The organism is Geminocystis sp. M7585_C2015_104 (assembly GCA_015295805.1).
In the GTDB taxonomy this organism is placed as follows: Bacteria; Cyanobacteriota; Cyanobacteriia; order Cyanobacteriales; family Cyanobacteriaceae; genus DVEF01.
In genome coordinates this window covers 36,276-63,067 of the sequence record DVEF01000061.1, presented here as the reverse complement: position 1 = coordinate 63,067, position 26,792 = coordinate 36,276, and the positions used below count along the sequence as shown (strand labels likewise).

Below are 26,792 nucleotides of genomic sequence, written 5' to 3'. Positions count from 1 at the left end.
TAAAGAATCCGCCACAATTGGTTGTACACTCAATTCTGTTTTCAACACCACTGCCTCTTCCACCGGTGCCTCTAACAACCAGGCGGCAAAGGAGAGGGGATAGGTTTGGGCTAACAGTTTACATATATTGTCAAAGGACATCAATTTTCCTATCTAGTTCATGCTTGCTGACTGCCCCCATACCAGATGGCCTCCACCTTTTGTATCAAGGATTGTGCCTGTGCGTCTAAACTTTCCCTACTATCTGCCGTGAGTAAAAAAGTTACATGTCCTAGTTTTCTCCCGGGACGAGATTTACTCTTGCCATACCAGTGAATCACACCTCCCAGCTCTTCAATTTCCCTCCTCTGGGACGAATATTCTTCCCTTCCCCACTTGTAACCCAGAAGATTAATCATCAACACCCCGTCACTCTTTAGTTTTGTCTCCCCCAGACTCTTCCCTGTAATTGCCTGCAACTGCATGGCAAATTGAGAAGTTCTACAGCCTACAATCGTATAGTGACCGGAATTGTGAGTGCGTGGCGCGACTTCGTTTACTATAACTTCCCCTTCTCTTGTCAGGAAAAACTCAATCCCTAAAACCCCCACATAGTCCAATTCCAATAGTATCTTCTCAGCTATGTGGTTTATTTGTATTACTTTGCTCTCCTCCAGGAGGGCGGGTGCCAAAACCCAACGACAGATTTGCTGACTTTGATAGGTTTGTACTACTGGGTATATCTTAATCTCACCGGTAAGGCCACGGGCGGCAATTACTGCCAATTCCCGTTCAAAGGGAATATACTCTTCTATCAGTAGGGGGGTATCCTTAAATGTAGTTAGAGCCTTCCTGAGTTGAGAGAAAGATTCTACGATAACTGTCCCCTGTCCATCATAGCCGTGACGACGAGCCTTCAACACTAGGGGGAAGGAGAAGTCCTGGAAATCCTCGGGTTTTTCATAGGCTTTGAAGTGAGGCAGAGGCAAACCCAGGGAGGCAAAAAAAGTACGTTGTTGGTACTTGTCCAACAGGGGGGCGAGACTTTCCAGACGGGGGTAGAAACAAATCCCCTGGCTGGCCAATGATTTTAATCCCTCTAGCTCCACAAATTCATTTTCAAAGGTGATAACATCACAGTGTTGTGCCAATCTGGCTGTGGCTTCCACACAGGCTATTGGTGCCAAAATGACCCCTTCTGCCACACTTACAGCCGGATCGTCCTCATTGGGAGTTTGCACCCAAATAGTTACCCCCTCCTGAGGCGCCGCCAATCCTATCATCCAGGCTAACTGTCCGCCACCAATTATTCCTATTCTTTTCATTCGTCAAAATCTTAAATTTACTGGCTGTTTATTGCCGGTGCAATCCCCTTGTCTCCCCTATACCCTTTTTTTTTACCATTGAGGATTGTCACCTTTATTATTATCCCTCATCTATGCTACTTTTGTCCAGAATATGAAGAGCTTGTTATAAAATAGTATTTCAGCTATTTTCAGTGGTAGATTATGATTCAAAAAAAGAATAAACGTCAGGAGTTAGACACCAACTTTTTTGCTACAATATCTGGGGCGCTAGCAGCTAGTTTTCTCCTCTACATCCTCATATATGGTTTTTCAAAAGATAGCTATATTGGTTCCCTGTTATTGGAGCGAGGATTTACCCAACCTCTCACTGTTTTTTGTGCCTTTTTGGTGGTGGCAATTACTATAGATAAATACCTCAAAGTTAGCCGGGAAAAAAGAATATTAAAAAATCTAGAAACTGAAATAGAACAATTCTCCTTTCGCAATCACAAATCAGTACAATTACTACGGCTGCGGGAGGATTTATATGACATCAACACCATGGTGACGAATCGTCTGGGGAGAATCGTTGCAGCCTATGTCGAGTCTGGTAGTCGTAAAGCCGTCACGGACTTCGCCCTAGACGATTCCTCCTTTTATCTTAGCGCCTCCGAGGCCTCTTATGCAGTTCCTAGAATTCTAGTATGGGCTATTCCCCTATTGGGTTTTATTGGTACAGTATTAGGCATTAGTAGCGCTGTTAGTGGCTTCACCGGTTTTCTTGACAATACCGCCGATGTTGAACAAATCAAAGAGGGGATTAGTGCCGTCACCAGTGGCCTTGCTGTCGCTTTTGATACTACGCTGTTAGCTCTACTATTAAGTGTGGCTGTGATGATTCCCTTGGTATTAGTGGAGAAAATGGAGTCGAACTTACTCCTAGCCGTGGATATTTTTATCAATGACTGTGTTTTGCCCCTTTTACAGGAAAACTCTGGGGCAGAAAATGCCCCTTTTAATACTCAGTTGATTGTCAACACCATCACAGATACTCTAGATAAAAACCTGCCCAAAAAAGAGGAGTTAATTGCCAGTGTCAAACAAGCATTGCCTACAGTTGAGGAGTTGGTATCCCCAGCGGAGAAGTATGCTCAAGAAGCAGCTAAAAATCTAGTGGATAAACTTGTAGAACAATTTCAAAGTATTCACCATCAAGAGCAATTGTTGCTGGAGTCTATAAGGGATATAAACGGCACTATTATAGCCGATAGAGCCAAATTTTTAGAAACTATTAACCACCAGAATTATATCAGCGATTCAGTAGCCAACAAGATTGAAAAACTAGTGGATTTAATGAGAGAAAGTCATCGGACGAACAGTCAGGAGTTAATTCATGCCTCTCAAAACATTGTCAACCAGCTAAATCAGATTTCAGAAAACCTTGGGGAAAGGATAGCATCCCTACAAGAGGCTAGTAATAAGATTGCCAAGTTACAGTCTCTGAAGACTAGTTTAGAACAAATAGTCGACCTGCTAAAATACTTGGATGACATCCATAAGACTATGGCAAGCCTAGAGGAAAAAATCGAGGGATTAAAACCTACATTACAGGAGTTAAGTAAACCCAGGGTTATCCGTTTGGTGGAACAAATCGAGAAGTAATATTGCCATGGCTAGGAGGAAAAGAAACTACCAAAAAGCCGAATTGGAGTTATTCCCCTTTTTGTCAGTTTTGGCCTGCACTATTGGCAGTTTAATTCTGCTTATTATAGTTATCAGCAGTCAAACCCTTAGCAGTGGCCCACAGGTAACCATTATTGCCAAAGCCGAGGTGGGAAATAACCAGAGAAAAAACCCTCGATATATTGAGTGTCGGGAAAATGGAGTTGTGGTTTACCCTAGTGGAAAATTCGTTCCCGTTAGTAGCTTAAATACTCCTGATTCTGCCTTGTTAAGACTCATCAACGAGGTGAAATTGAACAGGGAGAAGGAGTACATTATAGTGGCAGTAAGGCCAAAGGGGATAGGAGTTTTTCAAAAAGTGAGGGATATAATTGAAAGGGAAAAAGTGGATATAGGCTACGAGCCAATTGATGAAGATTGGAAACTAAACATAAGATAAAATAGTGGCAACCTGGAGATTTATGAGAGATAGAAAGAGTAGGAAAATAGAAAAACCGAGTCAGAATTTAGATTCCTTTCTGGACATTTTAACAAACACAGTAGGAGTTCTGATGTTTATCGGGCTTTTTGTAAGTCTGTTAGCAGTGGAATCGGGGAGGACAATTCGCACGCCTCTGCGAAAAGAAACCAGTAAAACCCCAAAATTTTTTGAGCTGAGGAATAACCAAGTGTTTTTAATAAGTGCCCCGGAAATTGAGGAAAAAATAGACGAACTTATAGCCAGTCTCCCCTCCTGTGAAATGCCAGAAATTGGTCGGGATACCCCTGAGTATATGTACGAATATTATCTCAGAAAGGCCCAGGAATATCAACTATGTATGAACAGCAGGCTAGAGAGGATAAAAAACTTCTATGTGGACAACGGAAAATATATTGTAACTATTGGGGAGAATGGGGGCATAGTTTTTCAACCGAGGAAGGATGTGAGTGGAGAAACAATAGAGGAGTTTGTCAATTTTTTAAAGCAATTGAATCCTAGGGAGAATTACATTGCATTCATAGTTAGACCTGACAGTTTTCGGGTGTTTAGAAAGGCAAGACAAACGGCGTGGAATTTAGGTTTTGATGTAGGATGGGAGCCACTAGAGTATGATAGTGTACTGGTGTTTGGCAGTGGTGGACGGGAGGTAGGGGTACAATAAAACCAAAGGCTAATTGACATGAAAAGACTACTGGAGTAGCTGACGACGTTTTTGCTCAAACTCGTATTCGGAAATCAAACCCTCTTGACGTAGTCTTTCCAATTCCCTAATGGCGTTGGCTACTTCTGTTATCTGAGAGGCTTCTGTTATCCGGGAGGAAGAATAATTTTTGTTGGCGGGAAAAAGACTCAGGGGATACAAAAGATAGATTACAATGTCAATGGCACAGGCAATACGAACCATGGGGGTTTGCCAAGCTAAGAGTAGATAAATGACACCCCAGAGGGGCTGGCCGAGATAAAATTTGTGTAAACCGCTAAGGGGTGTGGCAGTGCCCAAAAGGGCTAGGATGATGGCAATTAATTTTTTTTTGCCATGAAGGGGTGACATGTTTTTGTAGTTTTCGGGAATCCGTATGTGGGAAAATGATATTGACAATTTTATAATAGAAATGTAGGCCGGACTGCGACTTATTAGTACTGGTGAATAAGGGGTAGTTATGGGATTTTTCGATTCAGAGGTAGTACAACAAGAGGCCAAAAAGTTGTTTGAGGATTATCAAGCCCTCATAAAATTGGGGGCCAACTATGGCAAATTTGATCGGGAAGGCAAGAAGATTTTCATAGAGAAAATGGAAGAAGTAATGGAGCGTTATAGGATTTTTATGAAGCGTTTTGAATTGTCAGATGACTTTATGGCCAGGATGGCTATCGAACAATTAAAGACAAATTTGGGTCAGTTTGGCATGACGCTGGAAAAAGTTTTTGAACAACTGCACTGCACTTTGGAGAGAATGAAAGCAGAAATAGAATGAGATTTGTTTTCTCCACTGGCGGGGGGGAGGAAGGAGGAAAAAACGATAATTTCAGTTCGGTTTTACCCAAGTCAGGTTCTCGTTTTCATTGCTAACCTTGTAACTAGGAGCGGATTTGGGAAAGACAGAGGGGGAGTAGCTATGAACATGAACTACACTGGCAATAATCCCAATAAATTCTTCTACCAAGGAGAAACACAACATAATAGTCTGTTGGAGTACATCCAATCCCTCAGCCCCGAGGTTATAAGCCAGTTGTCGAAGCCACAAACCCCCGAGGTTTTTCAAATCATGGAGCGTAATATAATTGGAATGTTAGGTACTCTGCCCTCCGAGCATTTCGGGGTAGTGGTAAGCACAAGTAGAGAAAACCTGGGGAGACTGTTGGCGTCAGCAATGATGAGCGGGTACTTCTTGCGTAATGCGGAACAGAGAATGCAATTTGAAAGGGCTTTGAGGGCGATGGATAGAGCGGGGGAAGAGGACTTTTCTGCCGGCAACGACAACCGTGAGGAAGGGGCAAAATAATTGGACTATGGCAGGAAGAGGACAACGGCCGGTATTAAAGCCGGGAGAGGAGTGGGTTTGGGATTATCCTCGGCCACCGCGGGTGGAGAGGTTTACGGGGAGGATAGAGGTGATTTTTGCGGGGGAGAAGATAGCGGATACAACAGACAGTTACAGGGTGTTAGAGACGTCTCACCCGCCAGTGTACTATATACCGCCTGTGGACCTTCGGATGGAGTGTCTAAAGCAGTGTGGGGGGTATTCTTTTTGCGAGTGGAAGGGAGTTGCCCACTATTATGATGTGGTGGTAGGGGAAAGACAGGCCAGACGTGCTGCGTGGTGCTACCCGAATCCCACGAAGGCATTTAGAGACATAGCGGGTTATGTAGCCTTTTATGCGGGGATGATGGATGGGTGTTATGTGAATGGGGAGAGGGTAAAACCCCAGCCGGGTGGTTTTTATGGAGGTTGGATTACTAGCAATATCATCGGGCCTTTCAAGGGGGAGGAGGGGACGGAGGGGTGGTAGCATAGTAGTGTAGCTCAAGGGGGGTAGTATTAGGATTCCTCACGGCGTGGGAGACTACAACAGTTGACCTGGTCGATGCAGATTTTGCCCCATTGTAGTGCCCAACGGACTAATTCTACGCGGTTTTCGGTTTTAGTTTTGGTTAGGATATTGCTGATATGGTTGTCCACTGTCCGTTTGCTGATGTCTAGTTTTTTGGCAATGTCTTGATTGGTTAGGCCAGTAGCAACCAGTTCAATGATTTCCAACTCTCTGTCTGATAGGACAGGGTTTTCCCACTTCTTTTCCATACTCTTAGAGATTCAGCCCCGGGTAGTTATACTTACTGTCTTCTCTCATTGTAGCTAAAATTGGGAAAACAAGTCGGGGCCCAGGGGTAGGGGGCATGAATTCTAGTTTAGAATCATAGTTCAAGGCCTTCGATATATTTGGCGGCGGTTTGGACATCCTTGTCTCCCCGGCCGGAACAGTTTATAACAATCCTGGGCTTGCCCTGCAGCTGGGGACAAAGGGTTTCTAGATAGGCAAAGGCGTGGGCTGTTTCCAGGGCCGGGATAATGCCTTCCAGCCTAGATACTAGTTGGAATGCGGCGAGGGCCTCCTGGTCAGTAACGCAGTAGTACTCAGCTCTACCAACATCTTTCAGATAGCTGTGTTCGGGGCCGACGCCGGGGTAGTCCAGGCCAGCACTGATGGAATGGGCCTCTAATACTTGTCCTTCCTCATCCTGTAACAGATAACTGAGGGCGCCATGTAGTATGCCCGGGGTGCCATGAGTCAGGGTGGCAGCATGTTTTCCGGTTTCGATGCCACTGCCGGCCGCTTCTACGCCGATGAGACGGACGGTAGGCTCATCTACAAATTCATAGAATAGTCCCATAGCATTGGAGCCGCCACCGACACAGGCCATGAGGATATCGGGGAGGCCGCCCCATTTTTCTAGGCACTGTTTTCGGGTTTCCCTGCCGATAACACGATGAAAGTCTCTTACCATCATGGGGTAGGGGTGAGGGCCAGCGACGGAGCCTAGGACATAATGGGTGTTCTCCACATTAGTGACCCAGTCGCGGATGGCTTCGGAGGTAGCATCTTTGAGGGTGCCGGTGCCTGCAGCCACTGGTTTTACTGTAGCACCCAACAAACCCATGCGGAAAACGTTGAGTTTTTGTCTTTCCATGTCTTCCACGCCCATGTAAATGACGCACTCCAGGCCAAAACGGGCGCAGACTGTGGCTGTAGCGACACCATGTTGTCCGGCACCGGTTTCAGCTATAATTCTCCTTTTGCCCATTCTTCTGGCCAGAAGTACTTGTCCGAGGGCGTTGTTGATTTTATGAGCCCCTGTGTGGTTTAGGTCCTCCCTTTTGAGGTAAATTTCTGGGTAGAAGCCGTCTTGGGGGCGGGCGTAGTGTTGGCTAAGTCTTTCGGCGAAATAAAGGGGGGTTTCTCTACCCACGTAGTCTTTTAGTAGTTGGTTTAATTCTGATTGGAAGTCGGGGTCGTTTTTATACTTGTTGTATGCAGTTTCCAACTCTGCCAGGGCGGGCATTAGGGTTTCTGGGACATATTTACCGCCGTAGTTGCCGAATCTGCCGAAACTATCTGGTACTTGACTATAAATGCCGGTTTTTGTGGGTGAGACGGTCACTCTTGTTACCACTTTTCTCCCTTTTCACTATAGGATTATTTTACATCCAGAGGGTACAGGTCTGCCAGCCTGATGAGCTTTGTAACTTTTTTGTGTTTTTATGGACATTATTCTTCAGGCAGTTGTGCCAGTGGGATTTATTATTGTATTAGGTTATATTGCGGGTAAAAGACTAGATTTAGATTCCTCCACACTGTCTCAATTGAGTGTTTATATTTTGGCACCGGCGTTAGTAACTGACAGTTTTTATCGCAGTTCGGTATATGGGAGTGTGGGTATAGGTTTTCTGTTGGGTTATGGGATTATATCTTTAATTCTGTACGGGGCAATAGTGTTTTTTTGTAGGATTTTTAGGTTACCGAGGGAATTCCGGCGGAATTTGTTTGCTATTCTTCTTTGTCCTAACAATGGGAATATGGGACTTTCTATTGTTGCCTTTGCCTTTGGACAGGACGGTCTACAAAGGGCTATTATTTACATGATTGGCTCGAGTATTCTGCTTTTTGGGATTCTACCGGCCCTGTTAAAGGGGGAGTCTTTTCTCAAGAGTCTCAACACCATTTTCCGACTTCCCCTGATTTGGGCTATGCTGATAGGCATTGGACTTCAAATAACTCATGTTGCCCTTCCCTTTAATTTGGGCAAGAGTATTGAGTGGTTGGGCATATCTTCTATTCCCATCGCTTTGATTATTCTCGGTATTCAGCTGAGTCGTACTGCTATTGTATTCAATTTAACCCAGTTTTTGGCCAGTGTGGTCAAACTGTTGTTTGCCCCTTTCTTGGCCTATTTTGTGGGTCTTTGGCTAGGGTTTAAAGGCCTAGACCTACAGGTATTTGTAATACAAACTGCCATGCCCACTGCAGTTAATACTGCCGTCATGGTAGAGGAGTTTGGTGGCGATACTATTCTTGTTTCCCGCACTATTATTCTTTCTACTCTTCTCAGTTTTATCACTATTCCCTTGGTTATTCTCCTTGTTTCTCCTCTTTCTCCTTCCTCCTAATCTCCTTTGGTTAAGTAATGTTTGGTTTACAGCGCCACTCCTTTTACCTGTTGTAGGAGGTTGGCGAGTGAGGGTATACTAAAAATACGTGGGTATTGCTGGGTCCCTGGGATATAAATTATACAAAAATACATATTGAAACACTGTTGAGGATTTATTGGACTATATGGCAGAAAAATGTAACAATGGGAAGACATACACTGGTGAGAAGGCAAAGGCAATAGGAAATGAGTAAAGAGAAGTTCTATAAGGGGATTCAGTATTTTAAGGAAGAACTGCCCTATTTTGATGTATATGGTAAAGAGAGTGCTATAGGTTTTAATCGGACTGCTATTGAATCACCAACGGACAAAAAAGCGGTATATCAAACCCTATTGGCGGCAGACGCCCTCCGCTATCTTACTTTGCACATAACTGCCAGTAAGGAGTCAGGGCACCCGGGGGGCTTTGCTAGTATTGCGGAGGGGATAGCGGCTCTAGTTATGTTGGGATACAAGAATATTATCACAGAGGTAGGACACCATGCCCCTGGCTTTTATAGTATGGTGTTCTTGGATCGCTCCCTGGAGAAAATGGGGATATACACAGTAGAGGAGCTGAGCGAGCGTTTTCGGGAAATGCATGGCCTTTTGGGTCATTTATCGGGGCAAATACCAGGTTTGCTAAATCCGGCAGGGCCACTGGGGCAGGGACAACATTTTGCTATGGCAGCCGCTTTCTTACATCCTAACGTCCTCTTCCCGGTTACCATCGGGGATGGAGGGTTGGGTGAGCCGTATGTTATGAGTAGTTTTGCCCACTTCAACACGGCTTATCCCCACATTACTAATTTCCTACCCATTTTAGTGTGGAATGGTTACTCCCAGGAACACCATAGCATGGTATCCACCAAAACTAATGAGGAAATGGTGGCCTACTGGCGCGCCCATGGGTTTAAGGAGGTCATCCTGGTGGATGCGAAGGAGTTTGATGATGCCTCTCAGGAGGGAGACTATGTAGACAGCACTAAGTTTTCTTGGGAAAAGCGTTTGGAATTCACCCAGGCGGTGTTGACTGCTACTGATAAAGCGGCCAAGAGTGCTTTGAGTGGTAATCTTACCGTATTAATCATTAAACAACTGAAGGGGGCAGGGGTGCACAAAACGGGATCTAAATCTCATAATCTCTACCCAGGTGATAGTCTAGATAAGGACTATATAGCCAATGCCCTAAAGGAAAGGGCTTTAACAGAAGAGGCATGGGAGTTGGTGCGTACTAATTTTGTCCGTGCGGGGGGTGGGCCAAATGCGGAAAAGGCTGTGACAGAATTTGTATATCCTTTGCCCGAATTAGGGGAATTACCCCTCACTGAATATGCCATTGGGGAAAAGAAGGTGGCCACCACGGCCATGGGGGAGATTATAGTCCATGTAGGCAAAAAAGATCCTAAGTTTGTAATTACTAATGCTGACGGCAATGCCGCCTCGGGGATAAACAACGTCAACATGGGTTTAAAAATCATCCACCCCACTGTGGATGAGACTTATTATCAACAACCAGAGGGACAGGTATATGAGCCCTTGAGTGAAGATGCTTGTGCGGGTCTAGCAGCCAGTTTAGCACTTTTGGGGGGTCGGAGTCTCTGGTGTTCCTACGAGTCTTTTGCAGTAAACGGGCTGCCCATCTGGCAAACTGTAACCCAGGCAATGGCGGAGTTGAGGCGGGAAACCCCTTCTACCATAACACTTTTTACTGCAGGGGCCTTGGAACAGGGGCGTAACGGTTGGACCCACCAACGCCCTGAAATTGAAAACTACTTAGCAGCTATGATGCGTAATGGGAATGTGTTTCCTCTTTTCCCCTGCGATGCTAATAGTATTCAGGTGTGTTATGAGTGGGCTCTAAACACCAAGAATAAGGGGATTATTATCACTGCTAGCAAGACTGCCTTACCGGTATTGACTACCTTCCAGCAAACCAGAGAAGCCTTGGATAGGGGCGGGGTAATCATACACCAGTCTGAAGGCAAGGGGAAGGTGGTTTTTGCAGTGGTGGGGGATATGATTTTGCAACCAGTGTTGGCGGCGGCAAGAATTCTAGAAGGTGAGGGAATTGGCGTGAAGGTAGTGTCGGTGATTAGCCCTCGTCGTTTGTATCGGCCTACAGATGTGGCTTGGGAAAGCAGTATGGCGGCGGATGGCCTTTTCCTAGACCATGAGGGGTTTGAGGAGTTATTTGGGGGGGATGTGCTGATTGGGGTTACCGGTGGTGGCAGTGCTATGTTGGAGCCTGTATTATTACGTAGTAAGCTCCCGAGGGATGTGTTTGCGTGGAAGCGGGGGGAAACCACTGCTACTGCGGCTCAGTTAATGGCCTATAATGGTCTAACAGGGGAGGCTTTGGCCAAAAGGGCAAAAGAGTTGTTGTAGACAGGGCCTAAGGTGGGTTTATCTAATGGCCCACCTGCCTAACTGCTTCTAAACCTGTGCCCGTATTGGGGATGATACAGATGGGAGCGATGGCCATTTATGTTATCGTGTTGTTGTAAAGCGGGACTGACAATATAAAGGGTATGGCGGGTAAGCCCATATTCTTTTGTGGTTTGGGCCATAGCCGTCAGGGGTACAATGACTATCCTCTCATCTGGCCAGCCTACACGGTGACAAATGGCTACTGGGGTGTCTGGGGGGTAGTGTTGGAGTAATTCCTGCTGACACTGGGTGACATGCTTGGCAGCTAGGTGTAGACATAAACTGGCTCTATGGGAGGCTAAGGTGGCTAATTCTTCTCCGGGGGGCATGGGGGAGGAGGTACCAGCTACTCGGGTGAGGATAACTGTTTGCACCAGGTAGGGCACAGTCAATTCCACCCCTAGTTTGGCAGCAGCGGCTTGATAGGCACTAATACCAGGCACTAACTCACAGAAGATTCCCTCTTTGGTCAGTAATGTGATTTGTTCATAAACAGCGCTATACAAGGACAAGTCGCCAGAGTGTAGCCTTGCTATTTTTAGTCCCTGATGATGTTTCTGTTTTATCAAGGATACAATCTCTTCAAGGGTGAGAGGGCTGGTGGGGATAATTTCCGCCCTTTCTGAGCAATATTGTAGGATTTCGTTAGGGACTAAAGAGTCGGCAAGGAGGACTACATCGGCCATTTTTAGTATTTTATAGGCTTTTAGGGTTATAAGTTCTGGATCGCCGGGACCTGCTCCCAAAAAATACACTACATTCCTCATTGTTCCCTTTATCTTCCACCATTGCCTGTGCCCCATTATATGGCTTATTTATTTTTCTTTCCGAGCCGATAAGTATAAATTACTATTTACCTCTTAACAAAAGTTAACAAAGTATAGTAGGATGGGGGGGAGGAAAGTGAAAAATAGGGGAAAAGTAGAATATGATGGCGGAAAAGTTTCCATGGCTTACGGCGATAGTGGTGGAGCCGATATTGGCAGGTTTGTTGATTCCCCTGATACCTGATAAAGGGGGAAAGAGTGTGAGATGGTATGCCTTAGGAGTGGGGCTGCTGGACTTTGTGTTGATGTCTTATGTGTTTTGGAGGTATTACGAGCCGACCAATTCGGGATGGCAGTTGCAGGAGAGTTATAGTTGGATTGAGGAGATAGGATTGAGCTGGGCAGTGGGGGTAGATGGGATTTCCATGCCCCTAGTATTGTTAGCGGGTTTTGTGACGAATCTTGCTATTTTGGCGGCGTGGCAGGTGGACAGGAAGCCCCGCTTATTTTATTTCCTGATGTTGGTGTTGTACGGGGCACAGATTGGGGTGTTTGTAGCCCAGGATATTCTATTGTTGTTTGTAATGTGGGAATTGGAGTTGGTGCCGGTATACTTGTTGGTGTCTATATGGGGAGGACAGAAAAGACGTTACGCTGCCACCAAGTTTATCCTTTACACTGCTGCCGCTTCTGTGTTTATTCTGATTGCGGGTTTAACTTTGGCATTGTCCGGGGAAAAGATAACCTTTAACATAACAGAATTGGGTTTGAAGGATTATCCTGTTGCCTTGGAGATTCTGCTGTATGGAGGTTTATTGGTTGCCTTTGGTGTCAAGTTAGCGGTTTTTCCCCTACACACCTGGCTGCCAGATGCCCATGGAGAGGCTTCCTCGCCGGTGTCGATGATTTTGGCGGGGGTGTTGTTGAAAATGGGGGGTTATGGTTTGATTCGCCTCAACATGGGGTTATTTCCAGAGGCCCATGTTTATTTTGCCCCGCTGCTGGTGGTTTTGGGGGTGGTGAACATTGTCTATGGCGGCTTTGCTTCCTTTGGCCAGACTAACATGAAGCGTCGTCTAGCTTATTCTTCCGTTTCCCACATGGGTTTTGTATTGATTGGGATTGCCTCTTTTTCCGAATTGGGCATCAGTGGGGCTATGTTGCAAATGCTATCCCATGGTTTAATTGCCGCCTTATTATTCTTCTTGGCCGGGGTAACCTACGATCGCACCCATACCATGTATTTGGATGAGATGGGCAACATTGGCAAGGTGATGCCGAGGGTATTTGCGCTTTTCACGGCTGGTGCCATGGCTTCTCTCGCCTTGCCCGGGATGAGTGGCTTTGTGAGTGAATTGAGTGTGTTTTTGGGCTTTAGCAACAGTTATGTATATGATTCTCATTTTCGCACTGTGGCCACCCTTCTCAGTGCAGTTGGTTTGATTATCACACCCATTTACCTGCTATCCATGCTCAGACAATTATTTTACGGCAACAATCAAGTGCCCATGTGTCACATTGGAGAGGACAGACACCTGCCACATCAGGACAACGAGCCGGCAGTATGCTTCGGTAATAGTTGTGTACTTCCCGAACAAGCAGTTTATGAAGATGCTAAACCACGGGAGATTTTCATTGCCCTATGTTTCTTGGTGTTGGTGGTGGGGATTGGCCTGTGTCCCAAGGTGGTTACTAGTCTTTACGATGCAACCACAGTGGCGGTGAATGAAAGGATAAGTCAGTCATATCTGGAGGTAGCGGAGAATCGTCCCCCCTCCTACAATCCCCTCTCCTTGGTGGCCGAATCCCAATAGGTGGAAAGGGGGCTGAGACTATGGTACAAAAAAGTACAAAAATAACTCAGCCCTTCATCTAGGAGCGGAAACTAGTCTTCATGATCTTCAAAGGGATCACTAAGTTGGGCGGACGGAGGGCCAAAGGCAGTATAGATAGAGAGGGCGGTAAGGAGGATCAAAATAGCGGCAATAACTATGCCCATTATGGTTGCGGGTTCCATTTCTTTGTTGGCTAGCCTTAGGGACAACTACATTATAGCAAGGGGGGCATAAAAGTAGGGGGTTTAGGGGTAATTATGTGACTTAGGATATGTTATACTATCACCTAACGGTATTTAACCAACGGTCTTATAAAAAGCCTTTCTGGTTAAATAGGGGAGAAACTAGAACAAGAGACCCTTTATAATATTACAACGACTGTAGATAAAGGTTAGGATATGGGACAACGTACTTGGTTAAGCGACTTGCTAAAGCCCCTTAATTCTGAATATGGAAAGGTTGTGCCGGGGTGGGGCACAACCCCCTTGATGGGAGTATTTATGCTTCTGTTTTTCATATTCCTGCTCATTATCTTGCAAATCTATAACGCCTCTATTCTTTTGGAAGGCATTGAGGTGGATTGGAGAAGCCTGGGGCAATAATAACTGGACAAGAGAAAATGGTTAATGGTTGATAGTTGACACCAACTAGCGGCCGGGGTTTTCCCATCCTCCTCTAGTTTGTTTTCTCCTAACACACTGTACAGTTATGAACATATTTGGTATTGGTCTACCCGAAATGATTGTAATTTTCGTGGTAGCACTTCTTATATTTGGGCCGAAGAAACTGCCGGAAATAGGTAGAGCTTTAGGCAAAACCCTAAAGAGTCTGCAGGAAGCCTCCAGGCAATTCCAAGAGGAGTTGCAAAAGGAGATGGAGAGGGCAGAAGAAACTGTCCCCATGAAGGCACAGTTGGAGGAGAGTAAAGAGGTTTCAACTAGTAAAACCACTCTGGACTCTTCTGACGATGCCGCCAAGGAAAAACAGGGCTAGAAGGGGTCATTTTTAGTAAACGTAACCGTCTTTCCCCTGGGAAGCATAGCTTTTGGAGAGTAACCCTTCAATGCTGGCGTTTAAAACTGGTTCGCCATTGAAGACGGTGCCAATTTTTCTTTGCCGCACATTGATCAGGGCATATTGGTAGGCTGGGAGGGGAAGAGGTATATAACCAATCTTGGGGGCTACTGTTGCCGCTTTTGTAAGATAAAATTCTACAAACTGTTTTAGGGTGTTGTTCTCATCCATAGTTTTGGCGTTGACATAGATGAAAAGAGGGCGGGTGAGGGGGCGATAGGTATTATTTTTTACTGTTTCCTCGGAGGGGTATACTGGTCCGTTGCCGCTGTCAATGGCCACTGCCTTTAATCTGTCCTGGTGTTCCTTGTAATAGGCATAGCCGAAATAACCAAGGGCATTGGGATCTTGCATTACGCCATTGGCTATAGCTTCGTCATCTTCACTGTAGACATAGTCATTGCGACTGGAATTGGTGCGACCTACGATTGCAGTAGTAAAGAATTCAAAGGTACCTGAATCCCTCCCTGGCCCAAATAAAGTAAGCCTTCTGTCTGGCCAAAAGGGGCGCACTTGATTCCATTTTATGATGTTGCCCTGGGCCTCTGGTTGCCATATTTTCTTCAACTCCTCCACCTTCATGGCTTCTGCCCAATTGTTTTCCCTGTTTATCACCACTGTCAAGGCATCAAAAGCCACTGGCAACTCAATGTACTTCACCCCATTTTTTTTACATTCTTCCATATACACTTTGGGGATGGGGACGGAAGAATTATTAATATCCGTCTCCTTGTTACAAAACTTTCTGAAACCGGCCAAAGAGCCAGAGAAAGCCACATTTATTCGGGCAGACGACTCCTGTTTTTTGAATTGCTTTGCCAGGGCATCTGTGATAGGGTATACTGTGCTGGAACCGTCTATATATATGAATTTGTCTATACTACTAGCACAAGCGGATAGCCAGCCCAGGCCCAAACCCAGTAACATTAGGAGGACAGTCGTCCCCCCCAGGGCTTTCTTGATGGAAAACATAACCCCACTATTTCGGCACTACCCCCAATTCTAGATTTTTCCGGGGGCCGGAAAGAATAAGTTTGGTTAAGGATAGTTGTGTTCTGGGATACACTGCCTAGAAAATACCCCCGAGAAGGGGGCATTCATTCTTGTTGTTAATAGACATTTTCATGGGTAAAATTTAGGCCTTGGGTTTTTTAATTTTCTTGGCCATTTCCCTGAACATATCCATATTAGTATCGGTATTTTTACTCTCCCTGGCAGGGAAGGAGAAGGAGGAGGAAAAGCTGCTTGTAGTGGAGGTGGAGGTTTCCCTGGCAGTATTGCTTTCATTTACGTTAAGAGGCTTCATATCCAGAGAAGACACCCTATAAACTACCTCACCCCCCGGACTGGTGGCAGTTTTAGGAAAGGTTTTTTTGATAGTTCTGGGGGTGCGCATATAGTCAATATTACCCAGTGTTTTTGCTTCGTCTGGACTTAAAAAATAGGCCTCTTGAGGTTTGGATTCTTTTTTCCCCCCCCCAAATAAACCAAACAGACCAGCCATATTTATTAACCCCCTTTGTTTACTAAAATTAGCTTTATTATCTAACAGGAATTATAACCAAATTATGGGGGGATTGACTCTGTTATTTACCGGGAATTGTAACCATTTATAAGGGCAAAAAAAAACCCCCTCGAGGGGGGCAAGGGGGGAAAAAAGGGAATTAGTCTATGTCAGGCATGGACAATACGGGTTCGTTTTCCCTGTCAATGCCCTTTTCAAACCCAGCGGCTGCAGCACGGGCTCTGCCCGCATGCCACAGGTGCCCTACCAGGAAGAAGAAGGCCAAGGTGAAGTGGGAAGTGGCCAACCAGGCACGGGGAGATACATAGTTAAAGGAGTTTACGTCTGTAATAACGCCACCCACAGAGTTGATGGAACCCAAGGGAGCGTGAGTCATGTATTCAGCGGCGCGGCGGATTTGCCAGGGCTGAATGTCATTTCTGATTTTATCCAAGTCCAAACCATTAGGACCACGCAGGGGCTCCAACCAAGGGCCACGGAAGTCCCAGAAGCGCATGGTCTCGCCGCCGAAGATGATCTCCCCGGTGGGGGAACGCATGAGGTATTTACCCAACCCGGTGGGGCCTTGGGCAGAGCCTACGTTGGCACCCAAACGTTGGTCACGGACTAGATAGGTGAGAGCCTGAGCTTGAGAAGCCTCGGCGCCGGTAGGACCGTAAAACTCGCTGGGATATACGGTGTTGTTGTACCAAACCATGACGGCGGCCACGAACCCCATCAGAGACAGGGCGCCTAAGCTGTAGGACAGATAGGCTTCCCCAGACCAGATGAAGGCGCGACGAGCCCAGCCGAAGGGTTTAGTTAAAATGTGCCAGATCCCACCGGCAATGCAGAGGAGACCTACCCAGATGTGCCCGCCGATGACGTCTTCCATGTTGTTTACACTGATAATCCAACCCTCACCACCGAAGGGGGCTTTGACTAGATAGCCAAAGATCACGGCTGGGTTGAGGGTGGGGTTAGTGATGACACGGACATCGCCACCGCCGGGGGCCCAGGTGTCATACACACCGCCGAAGAATACAGCCTTGAACACCAGCAAGAAGGCTCCAATACCCAGGACAATCAGGTGGTAACCCAGGATATTGGTCATTTGGTTTTTGTCCTTCCAGTCATAGCCGAAGAAGCCGGAGTATTCTTCTAGTCTTTCGGGTCCTCTGAGAGCGTGGTACAAACCGCCAAAGCCCAGCACTGCGGAGGAAATAAGGTGTAGCACGCCTACTACAAAGTATGGGTAGGTGTCTACCACTTCACCACCCGGGCCAACACCCCAACCGAGGGTAGCCAGGTGGGGCAGTAGAATCAGTCCCTGTTCGTACATGGGTTTTTCTGGGACGAAGTGGGCCACCTCGAACAGAGTCATGGCGCCGGCCCAGAAGACTATCAGTCCGGCGTGGGCTACGTGGGCCCCCAACAGTTTGCCAGACAAGTCAATCAGGCGAGCATTACCGGCCCACCAGGCAAACCCGGTAGACTCGACGTCACGTCCACTACCAATAGTAGGATTAGAGAGCGTTACCACGGGGCAATACCTCCTCTGGGAATACAAATTTTTCGTGAGGTTGATCTTGGGCTGCCATCCAGGCGCGCAACCCTTCGTTCAGTAGTATGTTCTTGGTGTAGAAGGTTTCAAACTCGGGATCCTCTGCCGCCCTTAACTCCTGGGATACGAAGTCATAGGCGCGCAGGTTAAAGGCCAATCCTACCACGCCGATAGCACTCATCCACAGGCCGGTTACCGGCACAAACAGCATGAAGAAGTGCAACCAGCGTTTGTTAGAAAAGGCAATCCCAAAAATCTGAGACCAGAAGCGGTTAGCAGTTACCATGGAGTAGGTTTCTTCCGCCTGGGTGGGTTGGAAGGCGCGGAAGGTGGTTGCCTCATCCCCATCCTTGAAGAGGGTATTTTCTACTGTAGCGCCGTGGATAGCGCACAGGAGCGCACCACCCAACACCCCAGCTACCCCCATCATGTGGAAGGGGTTTAGAGTCCAGTTGTGGAAGCCTTGGAAGAAGAGGATAAAGCGGAAAATTCCAGCTACTCCAAAGCTAGGGGCGAAAAACCAACCAGACTGACCCAGGGGATAAATGAGGAAAACGCTGACGAATACTGCGATGGGAGCAGAGAAAGCGATAGCGTTGTAGGGACGAACCCCCACCAGGCGAGCAATCTCAAACTGACGCAGCATGAAGCCAATCAGCGCGAAGGCCCCGTGGAAGGCGATGAAGGTCCACAGGCCGCCGATTTGGCACCAACGGGTGAAGTCCCCTTGTGCTTCAGGACCCCACAACAGCAGCAGAGAATGACCAAAGGCGTTAGCGGGAGTGGAAACAGCCGCCGTCAAGAAGTTACAGCCTTCCAGGTAGGAGCTTGCTAGACCATGTGTATACCATGAGGTCACAAATGTAGTCCCCGTCAACCAACCTCCCACTGCCAGATAGGCACAGGGGAAGAAGAGAAGACCAGACCACCCCACGAAGATGAATCGGTCTCTTTTTAGCCAGTCGTCGAGGACGTCAAACCATCCTCTTTCTTCTGCTACACGACCTACGGCAATGGTCATAGTGTTTTGCCTTGTTTATCAACTCTTGTTTTCTGGGCTTCAGTTGCAATCCTGATAGCCCATTAACTTTTCTTAATATAACACAACTCGGGTTTAAGCCAATACTTTTCCTTGTATTTTCCTAAACCCGCCTTCTTTATTTTTAGCAAATCCTTTAACAAATTGTCACACTGTTCTAATAATTATCTCATTTTGTTGTGCTGGTTGTCCCATTTTGCCTGGCTTCTAACCTTTTTTAACATTTCTTTACACAGTTTTACATATCAGGGACAGCCAAGGCTATCTCTAGTGGCAACGCCAGTGATGGGGTTGACTCCCGTAGCCCGTTGGCACATCAGGGCCACCTGGTAACGATCCACGAGGGCGCCAGTGAAATCGGCGCCTTCGATGTTGGTATCATAAAAACGGGTGCGAGTGGCGATGGCGTCAGTGAAGATAGCATTCCGCAAATCGGCAAAATCAAGGGTAGCCCTGTCAATCAAAGCACCGGTTAGATTGGCCCCCCTCAGATTTGCCCCCAACAGGATTGCCTCGGTCATAATAGAATTGGTGAGGTTACTTCCCTCAAAAGAGGCATGACGGAGGTTGGCAGCGGCAAAAACCGCCCCAGTCAAGTCTTGGTGGGAGAAGTCTTTTCCCTCCAGGTCGGCATGGGTAAAATTGACTATGGTTTGGGCATTTGCCGGCAGGGGGGTGAGTAAAACCAGTAGGGTTGCTAAAAGCAAAATCAACAACCAGTGACAAACAAGGGAGATTGGTTTGACAAGAGGGGGCATTAGTTTGACAATAGGAAAGGGAATTCTTGTAATTGTAACAACTTCTCCATTTACAAGTTTTTTATTGGGCATAAGGAAAAGGACTATAGTGGGGCTAGATGTTAATTGTAACTACTATCGAGGAGCTGAAAGGCGAAAGAGGGAAAATTCCTCACAGGGCCACTGTGGGCTTTGTGCCCACCATGGGAGCTTTACATTTGGGGCACGCAAGCCTTATAAAAAGGGCACTAGCGGAAACGGACTTTGTGGTAGTCAGTATCTTTGTCAATCCGCTACAGTTTGGCCCTAATGAGGACTTAGCTCGTTATCCACGCCAGTTAGATAAGGACTGTGAGTTATGTGAGCAATTGGGTGTACATCTTTTATTCGCCCCCTCGGTGGAGGAGATGAACACCGTAGGGGAGGACTTGACTTTAGTAGTGCCCCCAAAGAGCATGACCTCTGTTTTGTGTGGTAAGTACAGGCCGGGTCATTTCGAGGGGGTGGCCACTATTGTAACAAAACTATTTCATCTAGTACAACCCCATGTAGCCTATTTTGGACAAAAGGACGCCCAACAGGTGGCCATAATAAAACGACTAGTGCGGGACTTAAACTTCCCCATACAGATTAAAACCTGTCCCACCGTGAGGGAGGAGGGAGGCCTAGCGTTGAGTTCCCGTAATCAGTATTTGACGGCGGCTCAGAAGGAAAAAGCTACTCTGATATATCGTAGTTTGTCTAGGGTGAAGGAGGCCTTTTACCGGGGAGAGAGAAACTGTCAACCCCTGTTGGCGATTATCCACTCTTCTTTTGCCAACCCCGACTGTGGTTTGACATTGCAGTATGCAGAGATAGTCCACCCCGACACTCTACAACCCCTCACCTACATTACTGACTCGGCCCTGGTGGCAGTGGCGGCTTTTTGTGGTACAACAAGATTGATAGACAATGTCATCCTAACCGTGACTAAGCCCATTATCGCCCTGGATGGCCCCGCTGGTGCCGGCAAGTCCACTGTCAGTCGTCGTCTAGCCCATCAACTGGGTTATCTGTATTTGGACACCGGGGCAATGTATCGTGCTGTCACCTGGCTGGTGATAGAAAACAATATCTCTCCAGAAGACGAAAAGGCCATTGCGGAAATGGTCAAAAATGCAAAGATAGAACTAATACCCAGTGATGACTTAAACACCCCAATAACTGTAAAAGTCAATCAGAGAGATGTTACCAAGGCCATTAGGAGTCCAGAGGTTACCCGGTTGGTGTCCAAAATAGCCGCCCTCAAAGCCGTAAGGGAAAGAATGGTACAACTGCAACAGGAATATGGCAAAAAAGGGGGAATCGTTGCCGAGGGGCGAGACATTGGCACCCATGTTTTTCCCCAGGCACAATTAAAGATATTCCTAACGGCCAGTCCCCAAGCCAGGGCAAAAAGAAGGCTGCTAGAATTACACAACCAGGGGGAGACAAATATAAACTTAGAGCAATTAATTACAGAAATAAAACAAAGAGACTACTTAGATAGTACCAGGGAAATCGCCCCCCTCCAAAAAGCAGCAGACGCCATTGAAATCAACACTGACAACCTGACGGTGGAGGAGGTGGTAGACAAAATCAAATCCCTCCTCAACAATATACCCCACTAGAGTAATTCCCTCACGTCAGACACCCTGCCAGTGACGGCGGCGGCAGCTACCATGGCAGGACTCATTAACAGGGTACGTCCTGTGGCTGAGCCCTGACGCCCCTTGAAATTGCGGTTGGAGGAGGAGGCGCTAATTTGGCTCCCTTCCAGTTTATCGGGATTCATTGCCAAACACATGGAACAGCCGGGATTCCGCCATTCAAACCCAGCCTCTAGGAAAATCTTGTCCAGGCCCTCCTCCTCTGCCTGTTTTTTAACCCTTTCGGATCCTGGCACTACAAAAGCCTTTACACCACTGGCCACTTTTCTCCCCTTAACAACCTTAGCCGCTTCCCGTAGGTCAGTAATACGGGCATTAGTACAACTGCCAATAAAGCAAACATCTACTGGTAGGCCTTTAATGGGTTGTCCTGGCTCCAATTTCATGTATTTGAATGCTTCTTCTGCTATTGCCCGCTCGTCTTCAGTCAAATCCTCAAGACGGGGCACACACTCACTGATGCCTATTGCCTGTCCTGGTGTAATTCCCCATGTTACAGTGGGTTCTATGTCGTCGGCAGAGAATGTAACCACATCGTCGTACTGGGCATCTGCATCACTGCGAATACTATCCCACCACTGGACTGCCTTCTCCCAGTCGTTACCTTTTGGGGCAAATTCTCTACCCTTGAGGTAATCATAAGTCACCTGATCGGGATTCACATAGCCACAGCGGGCGCCTCCTTCAATGGACATGTTGCATATGGTCATCCTTTCTTCCATATTCATTCTTTCTATGGTGGTGCCGGCGTACTCATACGCATAACCCACACCCCCCTTCACACCCAATTTGCGGATAATGTGCAAAATTACGTCCTTGGCATAGACACCGGGCAATAAATCGCCATTTACCTCAATTTTCCTCACCTTAAGTTTGGATAACGACAGGGTTTGTGTGGCCAAAACGTCCCTCACCTGAGAGGTGCCAATGCCGAAGGCAATAGTTCCGAAAGCCCCATGGGTGGAGGTGTGGGAGTCACCACAAGCAATGGTCATGCCTGGCTGAGTCAACCCCAATTCGGGAGCAATTACATGGACAATCCCCTGATTGCTGGAGTTTATATTATAGAATCTGATGCCATATTCTGCCGTATTTCTTTCAAGGGCCCTTATCATTTCCTCTGCCAAATAGTCAGCAAAGGGCCTCGTTTGATTGTCTGTAGGTACTATGTGATCCACGGTCGCTACTGTCCTCTCAGGGTATAATACTCTCAGGTTACGTTCCCTCAGCATGGCAAAGGCCTGAGGACTAGTCACTTCGTGGATCAAATGCAATCCTATAAACAGTTGAGTTTGTCCAGACGGCAGTGTAGCTACTGTATGTAAGTCCCAAACCTTGTCAAACAGTGTGCCCTTACTCATTTCTGTCTAGTCCAGTCGTCTCAATATTCCCCTATTATCCTTGAAGTTCATTCCCTTAGGCAATCTCCGTTCACCCTTTTGTAAAATTTCTGCTACTTTTTTTTAGGCATTCATAACAACAACAGGATTAATTTTCTATTACTGTTATAATGGAGTATATCTGTAAAGATTGCTCTTATTTCCCATATTGCTTCCCGGGTTGTCCGGCAGGAATTCCATTAACGATTGTTTAGTTTTGTAACTGTTTTTTTATAACAGGAACTCTTTAAACATGACAGCCGTGCTAATCAAACACCAACTAAACCATTTAAACACCAATTCGTTTAAACACCAATTAGAAAAAAAACTGGGGGCGTCCATATGAAGCCAAGGGTGGTTATACTCGACAGTAGGGAGGAGGAGAGGAATTTTATTTCTAACTTACTGAAAAATGCAAATTACAAAGTAACAGTCGCCCACAGCGAGTTAGAACTATTTGACCTGATTAACATAAAATGCCCGGATTTAGTACTTATAAGCAATCATATCCCCCACAAGGATGCCTATCTGATATGCAAGAAAATAAAAATACTAAAGAACGGTGAGAATTTGCCGGTTATTATCATCAACACCGGAGGAGAATTAGACATAGAAAATGTTTTCAACTCCGGAGGTTCAGACTACATAAACGCCCCCTTTAGTCCCAGCGAAGTTTTGTGTAAAATAAATCATCACTTAGAGATACAGAGATTGCGTAAGGAAGTCGAAGAAAAAAGCAATCAGCTAGCCAAAATAATACCTCATTATCAAAGGCTGAAAACGGTATTAGAGAAGACGAAAATGGAGTTAGAAAGTCTCAACAAAAAACGGGAGGATAAGCTGCTGGGGGAAAAAGATTGTCTGCTAAGAATACTGGAACAGGAATGGTTGAGAGGTGCAAGACAAAGGGCATCATTAGGAGACTCTGTGGATACCAGTATTTCTTTGATTTTGGCACAAATAAATGACTTCCCAGCTTATAGGGAAAATCATGAAGAACAGATGGTCTCTAATTGTATAGAATTGGTAGGTAAAACTATAAAAACCACAGTAAAAAGAGCCGGGGATCTAGTATGTACTCTTGAAGAAGGTGAATTTGCCATACTTCTCCCCAATACGGACAGCTACGGCGCTACTACAGTAGCAGAAAGAATTAATAATACCATGGCAGAATTACAAATACCCCACCACTACTCGGAAATAAGTGAATATCTGAGTCTTAGTTGCGGCATTGGCACGGGAATACCATCCCAGGCATTACCCGCCACTGTGTTGTTAGAGGCAGCAAAAAGGGCCCTACAGGAGGCTGTTAAGTCCAAAAAGCCGAATATGATAGTGGTAGACCACATCTAGAGGTTCAATAACGAATACGAGGGTCGATCAGGGCGTTGATAATATCAATCAAAATACTGGCACAAACCACAATGATGCCGAAAAAGACTAAAATTCCCTGAACTGTAGGATAATCCCTTAAGGCAATGGCCTCATAAAGACAATTACCCAATCCTGGCCAAGAAAAGGTGACTTCCGTTAAAACCGCCCCACCCAACAGGGAAGCAAAGGTTAAACCCATCACGGTGATAAGAGGTATTAGGGCATTTTTGAGGGCATGGGAAAAGAGTATTTTTCTTTCTGGGATACCCCTTGCCTTCGCCGCCTCTACATATTCCGCCTGCAGGGTTTTTTTAAGATTAACCCGGATAATCCTTTCAAAAATACCACTCAACAAAAGTCCTAGGGTGAAGCTGGGTAAAATCAGATGATGTAGGGAAACGGCCAATTGGTTTAAATTCAGAGTTAAAAGACTATCCAGGGTATACAAACCTGTAATACTAGGAGGTGTTTCCATCCCCACAGGATAACGGCTACCCAGTGGCAACCATTTTAACTGCACGGCGAATACTAGTTGCAGTAACATTCCCACCCAGAATAGGGGCAGAGAATAAGTGATAATACCAAATAGCCTTCCCCCCAAATCCCAGATGGTATTGGCATTAACTGCCGCTAGAATACCCACTATCATTCCAATGGAAACGGCTACCACCATGGCAAACACCGCCAATTCTACCGTTGCTGGGAAGTGTTTTTGTATTACTTGCCAAACACTTTCCCCTTGACTAGTAAGAGAAGTGCCCAAATCAAAGGAAAGAATCTGGCGCAAGTAGCTGACATACTGTAGCCATAGGGGCTGATTTAACCCCAATTTTTCCCGCAGGGCCTGTTTTACGGCTTCTGGCGCTCTCGCCCCCAGTATTGCATCTGTGGGATCCCCTGGTGTAACTCTCAGTAGTATGAAAACTACAGTGACTATGGTCCACAACATCAGGGGGGCAAGGAGAAGACGGGCTAAGATATAATACTGCAGGGAAGAGGCTCGAGACATAAGTATTTCCCAACCAAGTCAGCTGGCATACCTTACTAAATCAGGGGGAATTATATTCTATTTTGGCTGGTCCAGACCCAAATTTTTTACACTTGTTTTTAGGGTGTGCCAGAGAGTTTTTATTTGTTGGTATGCCTCTTGAGCTGTGATTTTGCCATTGGTCTCTAGGCTACAAATATAGCTCACCTTCTGGGCAAATTCCTGCAGGTTGGCGTTGAATACTAAGTCTTCTGGAGTAAACTCACCCCGGTATGGGCTTCTGGGGAAGAAGAATTTATCTTTTTGTCTTCTAATTTCCTCCTCGTCCATGTTTCCCCTTTTTTTAACTTTATTTTTCCTTAACGATCCTAACAAATGGGGAAGCCTATTGGAGGACTAACACTCATGTAAATTCGACAAAATTCTTGAGGATTTGTTCAAAAATTAGGAAGATATGCCCTGTTGGCCCCCATCCAAATTGAAAAAAAACGAAGGGTAAAACCCTATCAGCCGCCGGACAAAACGAGAGTATTATGGCAAGTCTGTGAGGTGTTCCTTTTTCTTACTTTCTAGTTTTTCTAGGCGACGGATGGCGGGGGAAAAATCGGGGTGGATTTTTAGGCATTTTTGATAACTGTCCAATGCTTCGTCATATCTGTGTAACTTTTCTAGGGCGATGCCACGATGATACCAAGCCTCATAGTGATTGGGTTGAATGCCGATTACCCTTTCCCAACTGTTGATGGCCTCTTGATAATTTCCTATCCTAAATAGAGCATTACCACGATCATACCAGGAAATGTGGTCATTGACGTCGAGGGCGATGGCTTTGTCAAAACTTTCAACGGCTTCCGGCAAACGGTTTAAATAGGCAAGGGCACTACCACGATTGTGCCATGATGGTGCATGTTTAGGATTAAGACTTAAAGCCTGATCCCAATAGGCCAAGGCTTCTTCGAAATTTCCCTCCTGTGCCCTTGTCAAGCCGAGATTGAAGAGATATTCTACTAACTCTTGAGACACTTGTGGCGGTAGAGAGTCAAACTTGCCTTGTTGGTTTTGTTTTTCTAAGAATCTATCAAGAATTATACCGGGATCGGCGGAATCTATTTTTAACTGTTTGGCCACCTCCCTGGCAAATTCCTCATCTTGCTGGAGTAGGGAGAGAAACTGGCCAAGGGGCACTGGCTTTTCCGCAGGGGGGGGATTTTGTTTGCTGTTTTGCTGGGGAGAATGAGTATTTTGCTGGTTTTGGGGAGGTGAGTTGTAGTTTTGTAGTTTGGTTGCATTCACAGTGGCAGAATTCTGACTGCGATTGAGTAACTCCTTGCCAATCTCATAAGCCAAGTCGCCTACTGCCCTAAAAAAGGGTAAAGTGGCGGTGATTTCCCCTAAGACAATCATCCTGGCAGCGGTTTGGATGTGACTGTTGGGAGAGGCGAGTAGTTGCCACCTATAACGCTGTAACCAGTCTAACCAGTTTTCCACGGAGATTTTGGGCTGTAGTCGCTGGAAAAATTGTTCCACCTTTGCCTCTCCCCATCCCTTGGCTACCCCTTCCAGTAACTGATAAAACAAAAACTCTAAATCCTTGTCTTTTACAGCAACACCATCAGCCGAGGATAGCGAGTCATCCTCCGCCTCTTCATCCTCCATGGGGGAGATGGTAGCAGGGATAAGTTTCAACCATCGTCTAATATTAACCATAATGTTTACTTCTTGGCTTAACTCAAACTACTACTTATGATCATAATCCAGGCCGACAAAAGCAACATTACCACGAAAGGGGAGGGGTAGAT

29 protein-coding genes are annotated in these 26,792 nt (G+C 46.2%); 13 read left to right on the top strand and 16 right to left on the bottom strand.

The window, feature by feature from the left end; translation table 11 throughout:
- Positions 1–141 (bottom strand): Rpn family recombination-promoting nuclease/putative transposase (locus tag IGQ44_07420; GenBank protein HIK37803.1); only part of this gene is annotated, 141 nt, incomplete at its 3' end.
- Positions 142–158: 17 nt separating this feature from the next.
- Positions 159–1,304, bottom strand: coding sequence for a 5-(carboxyamino)imidazole ribonucleotide synthase (locus tag IGQ44_07415; GenBank protein ID HIK37802.1), 1,146 nt, complete (start codon positions 1,302–1,304; stop codon positions 159–161).
- 183 nt (positions 1,305–1,487) lie between these two features.
- On the opposite strand from IGQ44_07415, the gene IGQ44_07410 reads away from it, so the two are divergent.
- The 3 genes from IGQ44_07410 to IGQ44_07400 are packed head-to-tail and all read left to right on the top strand — an operon-like array spanning position 1,488 to position 4,090.
- Positions 1,488–2,927, top strand: coding sequence for a MotA/TolQ/ExbB proton channel family protein (locus IGQ44_07410; protein ID HIK37801.1), 1,440 nt, complete (start codon positions 1,488–1,490; stop codon positions 2,925–2,927).
- Positions 2,928–2,934: 7 nt separating this feature from the next.
- Positions 2,935–3,387, top strand: a complete 453-nt coding sequence (locus tag IGQ44_07405; protein ID HIK37800.1) for a hypothetical protein — start codon at positions 2,935–2,937, stop codon at positions 3,385–3,387.
- A gap of 22 nt (positions 3,388–3,409) precedes the next feature.
- Positions 3,410–4,090: a hypothetical protein gene (locus tag IGQ44_07400; GenBank protein ID HIK37799.1), complete on the top strand. Its 681-nt coding sequence runs from the start codon at positions 3,410–3,412 to the stop codon at positions 4,088–4,090.
- 27 nt (positions 4,091–4,117) lie between these two features.
- On the opposite strand, the gene IGQ44_07395 is transcribed toward IGQ44_07400, so the two are convergent.
- A complete protein-coding gene (locus IGQ44_07395; protein ID HIK37798.1) occupies positions 4,118–4,480 on the bottom strand; it encodes an NINE protein in 363 nt (120 codons plus the stop codon).
- 109 nt (positions 4,481–4,589) lie between these two features.
- Here IGQ44_07395 and IGQ44_07390 point away from each other — a divergent pair, with 109 nt between their 5' ends.
- The 3 genes from IGQ44_07390 to IGQ44_07380 all read left to right on the top strand — a co-directional run bounded on the left by IGQ44_07390 (position 4,590) and on the right by IGQ44_07380 (position 5,940).
- A complete protein-coding gene (locus IGQ44_07390) occupies positions 4,590–4,904 on the top strand; it encodes a DUF1825 family protein (protein ID HIK37797.1) in 315 nt (104 codons plus the stop codon).
- Between the two features lie 147 nt (positions 4,905–5,051).
- Entirely contained in the window at positions 5,052–5,432 is a 381-nt protein-coding gene (locus IGQ44_07385; GenBank protein ID HIK37796.1) for a DUF760 domain-containing protein, read from the top strand.
- Positions 5,433–5,439: 7 nt separating this feature from the next.
- Complete coding sequence (locus tag IGQ44_07380; protein HIK37795.1) at positions 5,440–5,940, top strand: DUF427 domain-containing protein; 501 nt, start codon at positions 5,440–5,442, stop codon at positions 5,938–5,940.
- Between the two features lie 29 nt (positions 5,941–5,969).
- Here the strand turns inward: IGQ44_07380 and IGQ44_07375 are convergent, their stop codons facing one another.
- Both IGQ44_07375 and trpB read right to left on the bottom strand, forming a co-directional pair.
- The gene (locus IGQ44_07375; protein HIK37794.1) at positions 5,970–6,230 is read right to left on the bottom strand and encodes a response regulator transcription factor; all 261 of its coding nucleotides are present in this window, start codon (positions 6,228–6,230) and stop codon (positions 5,970–5,972) included.
- Between the two features lie 113 nt (positions 6,231–6,343).
- Positions 6,344–7,600, bottom strand: coding sequence for a tryptophan synthase subunit beta (trpB, locus tag IGQ44_07370; GenBank protein ID HIK37793.1), 1,257 nt, complete (start codon positions 7,598–7,600; stop codon positions 6,344–6,346).
- A gap of 88 nt (positions 7,601–7,688) precedes the next feature.
- On the opposite strand from trpB, the gene IGQ44_07365 reads away from it, so the two are divergent.
- Together IGQ44_07365 and IGQ44_07360 are read left to right on the top strand one after the other, a co-directional pair.
- On the top strand, positions 7,689–8,594 hold the full coding sequence (locus tag IGQ44_07365; protein ID HIK37792.1) for an AEC family transporter: 906 nt from the start codon (positions 7,689–7,691) through the stop codon (positions 8,592–8,594).
- A 227-nt stretch (positions 8,595–8,821) separates the two neighbouring features.
- Positions 8,822–11,002: a phosphoketolase gene (locus tag IGQ44_07360; GenBank protein ID HIK37791.1), complete on the top strand. Its 2,181-nt coding sequence runs from the start codon at positions 8,822–8,824 to the stop codon at positions 11,000–11,002.
- A gap of 38 nt (positions 11,003–11,040) precedes the next feature.
- Here the strand turns inward: IGQ44_07360 and cobM are convergent, their stop codons facing one another.
- On the bottom strand, positions 11,041–11,811 hold the full coding sequence (gene cobM, locus IGQ44_07355; GenBank protein ID HIK37790.1) for a precorrin-4 C(11)-methyltransferase: 771 nt from the start codon (positions 11,809–11,811) through the stop codon (positions 11,041–11,043).
- Positions 11,812–11,975: 164 nt separating this feature from the next.
- Between cobM and IGQ44_07350 the strand changes: the two genes are divergently transcribed.
- Positions 11,976–13,625 carry an NAD(P)H-quinone oxidoreductase subunit 4 gene (locus IGQ44_07350; protein ID HIK37789.1) on the top strand — a complete coding sequence of 550 codons (1,650 nt, stop codon included), beginning with the start codon at positions 11,976–11,978 and terminating at the stop codon, positions 13,623–13,625.
- Between the two features lie 71 nt (positions 13,626–13,696).
- Here IGQ44_07350 and psbN read toward each other — a convergent pair whose 3' ends face one another.
- Complete coding sequence (psbN, locus tag IGQ44_07345) at positions 13,697–13,828, bottom strand: photosystem II reaction center protein PsbN (GenBank protein HIK37788.1); 132 nt, start codon at positions 13,826–13,828, stop codon at positions 13,697–13,699.
- Between the two features lie 216 nt (positions 13,829–14,044).
- On the opposite strand from psbN, the gene psbH reads away from it, so the two are divergent.
- Entirely contained in the window at positions 14,045–14,248 is a 204-nt protein-coding gene (gene psbH, locus IGQ44_07340; protein HIK37787.1) for a photosystem II reaction center protein PsbH, read from the top strand.
- Positions 14,249–14,354: 106 nt separating this feature from the next.
- Complete coding sequence (locus IGQ44_07335) at positions 14,355–14,639, top strand: TatA/E family twin arginine-targeting protein translocase (protein ID HIK37786.1); 285 nt, start codon at positions 14,355–14,357, stop codon at positions 14,637–14,639.
- A gap of 12 nt (positions 14,640–14,651) precedes the next feature.
- On the opposite strand, the gene IGQ44_07330 is transcribed toward IGQ44_07335, so the two are convergent.
- The 5 genes from IGQ44_07330 to IGQ44_07310 all read right to left on the bottom strand — a co-directional run bounded on the left by IGQ44_07330 (position 14,652) and on the right by IGQ44_07310 (position 19,657).
- On the bottom strand, positions 14,652–15,692 hold the full coding sequence (locus IGQ44_07330) for a PstS family phosphate ABC transporter substrate-binding protein (GenBank protein ID HIK37785.1): 1,041 nt from the start codon (positions 15,690–15,692) through the stop codon (positions 14,652–14,654).
- Between the two features lie 163 nt (positions 15,693–15,855).
- A complete protein-coding gene (locus IGQ44_07325) occupies positions 15,856–16,224 on the bottom strand; it encodes a hypothetical protein (protein ID HIK37784.1) in 369 nt (122 codons plus the stop codon).
- 160 nt (positions 16,225–16,384) lie between these two features.
- On the bottom strand, positions 16,385–17,767 hold the full coding sequence (gene psbC / locus IGQ44_07320; protein HIK37783.1) for a photosystem II reaction center protein CP43: 1,383 nt from the start codon (positions 17,765–17,767) through the stop codon (positions 16,385–16,387).
- On the bottom strand, positions 17,751–18,809 hold the full coding sequence (gene psbD / locus IGQ44_07315; GenBank protein HIK37782.1) for a photosystem II D2 protein (photosystem q(a) protein): 1,059 nt from the start codon (positions 18,807–18,809) through the stop codon (positions 17,751–17,753). The genes psbC and psbD overlap by 17 nt, the downstream gene beginning before the upstream one ends.
- 263 nt (positions 18,810–19,072) lie before the next feature.
- Positions 19,073–19,657: a pentapeptide repeat-containing protein gene (locus IGQ44_07310; GenBank protein HIK37781.1), complete on the bottom strand. Its 585-nt coding sequence runs from the start codon at positions 19,655–19,657 to the stop codon at positions 19,073–19,075.
- 26 nt (positions 19,658–19,683) lie between these two features.
- On the opposite strand from IGQ44_07310, the gene IGQ44_07305 reads away from it, so the two are divergent.
- The gene (locus IGQ44_07305; GenBank protein HIK37780.1) at positions 19,684–21,213 is read left to right on the top strand and encodes a bifunctional pantoate--beta-alanine ligase/(d)CMP kinase; all 1,530 of its coding nucleotides are present in this window, start codon (positions 19,684–19,686) and stop codon (positions 21,211–21,213) included.
- Here the strand turns inward: IGQ44_07305 and leuC are convergent.
- The gene (leuC, locus tag IGQ44_07300) at positions 21,210–22,613 is read right to left on the bottom strand and encodes a 3-isopropylmalate dehydratase large subunit (protein HIK37779.1); all 1,404 of its coding nucleotides are present in this window, start codon (positions 22,611–22,613) and stop codon (positions 21,210–21,212) included. The two genes, IGQ44_07305 and leuC, sit on opposite strands and share 4 nt — an antisense overlap.
- A gap of 360 nt (positions 22,614–22,973) precedes the next feature.
- On the opposite strand from leuC, the gene IGQ44_07295 reads away from it, so the two are divergent.
- Positions 22,974–23,984, top strand: a complete 1,011-nt coding sequence (locus IGQ44_07295; GenBank protein ID HIK37778.1) for a diguanylate cyclase — start codon at positions 22,974–22,976, stop codon at positions 23,982–23,984.
- Positions 23,985–23,988: 4 nt separating this feature from the next.
- Here the strand turns inward: IGQ44_07295 and IGQ44_07290 are convergent, their stop codons facing one another.
- The 3 genes from IGQ44_07290 to IGQ44_07280 all read right to left on the bottom strand — a co-directional run bounded on the left by IGQ44_07290 (position 23,989) and on the right by IGQ44_07280 (position 26,703).
- Positions 23,989–25,014 (bottom strand): ABC transporter permease, encoded by a 1,026-nt coding sequence (locus IGQ44_07290; GenBank protein HIK37777.1) that lies wholly within the window; start codon positions 25,012–25,014, stop codon positions 23,989–23,991.
- 57 nt (positions 25,015–25,071) lie between these two features.
- Positions 25,072–25,323 carry a hypothetical protein gene (locus IGQ44_07285; protein ID HIK37776.1) on the bottom strand — a complete coding sequence of 84 codons (252 nt, stop codon included), beginning with the start codon at positions 25,321–25,323 and terminating at the stop codon, positions 25,072–25,074.
- A gap of 201 nt (positions 25,324–25,524) precedes the next feature.
- A complete protein-coding gene (locus tag IGQ44_07280) occupies positions 25,525–26,703 on the bottom strand; it encodes a tetratricopeptide repeat protein (GenBank protein HIK37775.1) in 1,179 nt (392 codons plus the stop codon).
- Between the last annotated feature and the right edge of the window lie 89 nt (positions 26,704–26,792).

What these genes read in the sequence shown, in the direction of transcription:
- IGQ44_07415 (HIK37802.1), bottom strand. Translation starts at nt 1,304, where the DNA reads ATGAAAAGAATAGGAATAATTGGTGGCGGACAGTTAGCCTGGATGATA.
- IGQ44_07410 (HIK37801.1), top strand. Translation starts at nt 1,488, where the DNA reads ATGATTCAAAAAAAGAATAAACGTCAGGAGTTAGACACCAACTTTTTT.
- IGQ44_07405 (HIK37800.1), top strand. Translation starts at nt 2,935, where the DNA reads ATGGCTAGGAGGAAAAGAAACTACCAAAAAGCCGAATTGGAGTTATTC.
- IGQ44_07400 (HIK37799.1), top strand. Translation starts at nt 3,410, where the DNA reads ATGAGAGATAGAAAGAGTAGGAAAATAGAAAAACCGAGTCAGAATTTA.
- IGQ44_07395 (HIK37798.1), bottom strand. Translation starts at nt 4,480, where the DNA reads ATGTCACCCCTTCATGGCAAAAAAAAATTAATTGCCATCATCCTAGCC.
- IGQ44_07390 (HIK37797.1), top strand. Translation starts at nt 4,590, where the DNA reads ATGGGATTTTTCGATTCAGAGGTAGTACAACAAGAGGCCAAAAAGTTG.
- IGQ44_07385 (HIK37796.1), top strand. Translation starts at nt 5,052, where the DNA reads ATGAACTACACTGGCAATAATCCCAATAAATTCTTCTACCAAGGAGAA.
- IGQ44_07380 (HIK37795.1), top strand. Translation starts at nt 5,440, where the DNA reads ATGGCAGGAAGAGGACAACGGCCGGTATTAAAGCCGGGAGAGGAGTGG.
- IGQ44_07375 (HIK37794.1), bottom strand. Translation starts at nt 6,230, where the DNA reads ATGGAAAAGAAGTGGGAAAACCCTGTCCTATCAGACAGAGAGTTGGAA.
- IGQ44_07365 (HIK37792.1), top strand. Translation starts at nt 7,689, where the DNA reads ATGGACATTATTCTTCAGGCAGTTGTGCCAGTGGGATTTATTATTGTA.
- IGQ44_07360 (HIK37791.1), top strand. Translation starts at nt 8,822, where the DNA reads ATGAGTAAAGAGAAGTTCTATAAGGGGATTCAGTATTTTAAGGAAGAA.
- cobM (HIK37790.1), bottom strand. Translation starts at nt 11,811, where the DNA reads ATGAGGAATGTAGTGTATTTTTTGGGAGCAGGTCCCGGCGATCCAGAA.
- IGQ44_07350 (HIK37789.1), top strand. Translation starts at nt 11,976, where the DNA reads ATGGCGGAAAAGTTTCCATGGCTTACGGCGATAGTGGTGGAGCCGATA.
- psbN (HIK37788.1), bottom strand. Translation starts at nt 13,828, where the DNA reads ATGGAACCCGCAACCATAATGGGCATAGTTATTGCCGCTATTTTGATC.
- psbH (HIK37787.1), top strand. Translation starts at nt 14,045, where the DNA reads ATGGGACAACGTACTTGGTTAAGCGACTTGCTAAAGCCCCTTAATTCT.
- IGQ44_07335 (HIK37786.1), top strand. Translation starts at nt 14,355, where the DNA reads ATGAACATATTTGGTATTGGTCTACCCGAAATGATTGTAATTTTCGTG.
- IGQ44_07330 (HIK37785.1), bottom strand. Translation starts at nt 15,692, where the DNA reads ATGTTTTCCATCAAGAAAGCCCTGGGGGGGACGACTGTCCTCCTAATG.
- IGQ44_07325 (HIK37784.1), bottom strand. Translation starts at nt 16,224, where the DNA reads ATGGCTGGTCTGTTTGGTTTATTTGGGGGGGGGAAAAAAGAATCCAAA.
- psbD (HIK37782.1), bottom strand. Translation starts at nt 18,809, where the DNA reads ATGACCATTGCCGTAGGTCGTGTAGCAGAAGAAAGAGGATGGTTTGAC.
- IGQ44_07310 (HIK37781.1), bottom strand. Translation starts at nt 19,657, where the DNA reads ATGCCCAATAAAAAACTTGTAAATGGAGAAGTTGTTACAATTACAAGA.
- IGQ44_07305 (HIK37780.1), top strand. Translation starts at nt 19,684, where the DNA reads ATGTTAATTGTAACTACTATCGAGGAGCTGAAAGGCGAAAGAGGGAAA.
- leuC (HIK37779.1), bottom strand. Translation starts at nt 22,613, where the DNA reads ATGAGTAAGGGCACACTGTTTGACAAGGTTTGGGACTTACATACAGTA.
- IGQ44_07295 (HIK37778.1), top strand. Translation starts at nt 22,974, where the DNA reads ATGAAGCCAAGGGTGGTTATACTCGACAGTAGGGAGGAGGAGAGGAAT.
- IGQ44_07290 (HIK37777.1), bottom strand. Translation starts at nt 25,014, where the DNA reads ATGTCTCGAGCCTCTTCCCTGCAGTATTATATCTTAGCCCGTCTTCTC.
- IGQ44_07285 (HIK37776.1), bottom strand. Translation starts at nt 25,323, where the DNA reads ATGGACGAGGAGGAAATTAGAAGACAAAAAGATAAATTCTTCTTCCCC.